The sequence below is a fragment of the Streptomyces alkaliphilus genome, from assembly GCF_014141535.1.
In the GTDB taxonomy this organism is placed as follows: domain Bacteria; phylum Actinomycetota; class Actinomycetes; order Streptomycetales; family Streptomycetaceae; genus Streptomyces; species Streptomyces alkaliphilus.
In genome coordinates, this window is sequence record NZ_VKHT01000504.1 from 1 (window position 1) to 3,728 (window position 3,728).

Annotated in this window: 3 protein-coding genes; all 3 read left to right on the top strand. The window is 74.4% G+C overall.

The window, feature by feature from the left end; all coding sequences use genetic code 11:
- Window positions 1-334: 334 nt before the first annotated feature.
- Window positions 335-970 (top strand): phosphoribosylglycinamide formyltransferase, encoded by a 636-nt coding sequence (gene purN / locus FNQ90_RS15685; protein ID WP_182606953.1) that lies wholly within the window; start codon window positions 335-337, stop codon window positions 968-970.
- The gene (gene purH, locus FNQ90_RS15690; protein ID WP_182606954.1) at window positions 967-2,529 is read left to right on the top strand and encodes a bifunctional phosphoribosylaminoimidazolecarboxamide formyltransferase/IMP cyclohydrolase; all 1,563 of its coding nucleotides are present in this window, start codon (window positions 967-969) and stop codon (window positions 2,527-2,529) included. Before purN ends, purH begins: the two co-directional genes overlap by 4 nt.
- Window positions 2,530-3,100: 571 nt before the next feature.
- The gene (locus FNQ90_RS15695) at window positions 3,101-3,550 is read left to right on the top strand and encodes a cellulose binding domain-containing protein (RefSeq protein ID WP_182606955.1); all 450 of its coding nucleotides are present in this window, start codon (window positions 3,101-3,103) and stop codon (window positions 3,548-3,550) included.
- Window positions 3,551-3,728 lie beyond the last annotated feature (178 nt).

The following is a 3,728-nucleotide window of genomic DNA, read 5'->3' on the forward strand; positions in this document are numbered from 1 at the left end:
GTGCGGGAGGCGTCCGGGGCGTCCGCCGGGGGCGGCGCGAACGGGTTCTCCCCCTGCTCGTCGCCGGAGTTCCTGCGGTCGGAGGCAGGGCGTCGGTCGGTCATCTGCTCCTCGTGTCCCCTTCGTGGCGCCGATCGTCCCGGGTGGTACGGCGGGTGGCGATGTCCCCGACCGTACCGGGACCGGGCCGGGACCGTCGCACGGGGTCGGTGCGGCGGGCCGGTATCGTGACCCGGGGCCCGCCCGCGCCGACCCCGCCCGGGCGCCGCCCGAGCCCCGTCCCGACCGGTCCGCCGGCCGGGGCACGAGCCCCCGCCCCGAAGGAACAACAGCCGTGGCCCCTGCCCGGGAAACGTCTCCGAAGCGCCTGGTCGTCCTGGTCTCCGGCTCCGGAACCAACCTCCAGGCCCTCCTCGACACCATCGCCCGGCTCGGCGCCGACGAGTACGGCGCGCGGGTGGTGGCCGTCGGCGCCGACCGGCCGGGCATCGCGGGCCTCGACCGCGCGGAGGCCGCCGGCCTGCCGACCTTCGTGTGTCGCCTGGCCGACCACCCCGACCGGGACGCCTGGGACGCCGCCCTGACCGACGCCGTCGCCGCGCACGAGCCCGACCTGGTCGTCTCGGCCGGCTTCATGAAGATCCTCGGCCGGCGTTTCCTGGGCCGGTTCGGCGGACGCACCGTCAACACCCACCCGGCCCTGCTGCCGAGCTTTCCCGGCGCCCACGCCGTGCGCGACGCGCTCGCCCACGGCGTGAAGGTCACCGGGTGCACCGTCCACTTCGTCGACGAGGGCGTCGACACCGGCCCGATCATCGCCCAGGGCGTGGTCGAGGTCCGGGAGGAGGACGACGAATCCGCGCTGCACGAGCGCATCAAGGACGTCGAGCGCCGGCTGCTCGTCGAGGCCGTGAGCCGACTGGCCCGCGACGGCCACCGCATCGAGGGACGAAAGGTATACATCCCGTGACCACCGAATCCACCCGGCGCCCCATCCGGCGCGCCCTGGTCAGCGTCTACGACAAGACCGGGCTGGAGGAGCTGGCCCGTGGGCTCGACGCGGCGGGCGTCCGGCTCGTCTCCACCGGCTCCACCGCGAAGGTCATCGCCGCCGCCGGCGTGCCCGTCACCCCCGTCGAGGAGCTGACCGGCTTCCCCGAGTGCCTGGACGGCCGGGTGAAGACCCTGCACCCCAAGGTGCACGCCGGCATCCTCGCCGACCTGCGTCTGGAGGACCACCGCTCCCAGCTCGATGAGCTCGGCGTCGAGCCGTTCGACCTGGTCGTGGTGAACCTCTACCCCTTCCGCGAGACCGTCGCCTCCGGCGCGAGCCCCGACGAGTGCGTGGAGCAGATCGACATCGGCGGCCCCTCGATGGTGCGCGCCGCAGCCAAGAACCACCCGTCGGTGTCGGTGGTCGTCAACCCCGACCGCTATCCCGAGGTCATCGCGGCGGCCGAGGGCGGCGGTTTCGAACTGCCGACGCGCAAGCGGCTCGCCGCCGAGGCGTTCGCCCACACCGCCGCCTACGACGCGGCCGTCGCCTCCTGGTTCGCCGCCGACTACGCCCCCGACGCCGAGACGCTGCCGTCCTTCACCGCCACCGCCCTGGAGCGCACCCGCTCCCTGCGCTACGGCGAGAACCCGCACCAGCCGGCCGCCCTGTACGCGGACCCGACCGGCATCGGCCTGGCCTCCGCCGAGCAGCTGCACGGCAAGGAGATGTCCTACAACAACTACGTGGACACCGACGCGGCCCGCCGCGCCGCCCACGACCACGCCCGGCCCTGCGTGGCGATCATCAAGCACGCCAACCCGTGCGGCATCGCGGTCGGCGCGGACGTCGCCGAGGCCCACCGCAAGGCGCACGCCTGCGACCCGGTCTCCGCCTTCGGTGGCGTCATCGCCGTCAACCGGCCGGTGTCGGCGGCCATGGCCGAGCAGGTCGCGGAGATCTTCACCGAGGTGATCGTCGCCCCCGACTACGAGGACGGCGCGCTGGAGATCCTCACCCGCAAGAAGAACATCCGGGTGCTGCGCTGCCCCGACGCCCCCGCCCAGCGGCACGAGGTGCGGCCCATCGAGGGCGGCCTGCTGGTGCAGGAGCGCGATCTTTTCCAGGCCGACGGCGACGACCCGGCGAGCTGGACCCTGGCCGCCGGCGAGGCCCTGGACGCCGACGCCCTGGCGGAGCTGGCCTTCGCCTGGCGGGCCTGCCGGGCGGTGAAGTCCAACGCCATCCTGCTCGCCCGGGACGGCGCCTCGGTCGGCGTCGGCATGGGCCAGGTCAACCGCGTGGACTCGGCCCGACTCGCGGTGCAGCGGGCGGGGGAGGAGCGGGCGGCCGGTGCGTACGCCGCGTCCGACGCCTTCTTCCCCTTCCCCGACGGCCTGCGGGTGCTGCTCGACGCGGGCGTGCGGGCCGTGGTGCAGCCGGGTGGCTCGGTGCGGGACGAGGAGGTCATCGCCGCCGCCCGCGAGGCGGGCGCGACGATGTACCTGACCGGGACCCGGCACTTCTTCCACTGATCAGCCGGTGAGCGGCGTGGTACCGCTCCCACGGCATCCCTTCCCCGGGGGTCGACGTGACCGAAAGGTCTGTCGGCCCCCGGGGGTGTCGCGCGGGGACGTGACGACGGTTTCGACCCGGAGTCGGCGGGGGCTCCATCCGGATTTCGTCGCCGGGCCCCGGGGTCCGGGAGAAAACGGTGGGATGGAAGGAGAACCGATCGGACGGTTGTGACGTCCGAGAAGGTGGGGGGTCCGGGTCGCCGTGGGGGGCGGCCCGGGCCCTCTCTCCCCTTCGGTCGAACCCCTGGGGCGGCAACGGGTCCCGGCGGGGGCCTTGACGGGAACCCCGATCGCCGGCTGGATGGTCGGGCGGCGTTGGGAGCGCTCCCATTCATCAGGCGTGAATGGGAAGGACGAAACCTTGCGAGGAGATCGAGAACCGGTTGACCCCCGGACGTTCCGGGCATCTCCGGTACGCCGGTCGGAGCGACAGCCGCGACGGCATCGGACGGGCACCCCCCGCCGGGTCGCCATCCGCGCCGCCCTCACCGCGTTCGTCGCCGCCACGGCCCTGCTGTTCGCGGGACCGATGGCCTCACACGCGGCCGGCGGCACCACGACTTCGGCGACGGCCCCGACCGAAACGGGGTTCGAGGGCGGGCACGCCGCCGTCGAACCCGGGGTCGACACCACCACAGGCGGCGCCGACGCCGGCCCCGGTGAGCCATCCACCGACGCCTCCTGCGCGGCGCTCCCGGTCTTCGGCTCCTCCTGGCCGGGTGGCTTCCAGATGGAGGTGACCGTCACCAACACCGGCACCGTCCCGCTCACCGGCTGGAGCGTCCACCTCCCGGCCGTCAACGCCGACCAGGTGTGGGGCGGCATCGCCGAACCCCACCCCGAGGGCGGCACCCTCATCACCAACACCCCGTGGAACGGCGCCGTCGCCCCCGGCACCTCCGTGTCCCTCGGCCTGATCGGCTCGGGCTCCGGACCGACCGACGCGCGACCCCCGGTCTGCGCCCCCCTGACCGGCTGAACCGGCCGGGTCGGCCGCGCCCCACCAGTCGGGGGCGCGGCCGTTCACGGGCCCACCGGCGCGGCGTACGCTGTCCGCGACACAGGGGAGAACGGCCGACGGGGGAGAAGCCATGGACACCGGTGACGCACAGCCCGGGGGGCTCCGCTCGGCCGGAGGGACCGGTACCTCTCGGACC

Coding starts and splice junctions, on each gene's coding strand:
- FNQ90_RS15695 (WP_182606955.1), top strand. CDS start 3,101: ATGGCCTCACACGCGGCCGGCGGCACCACGACTTCGGCGACGGCCCCG.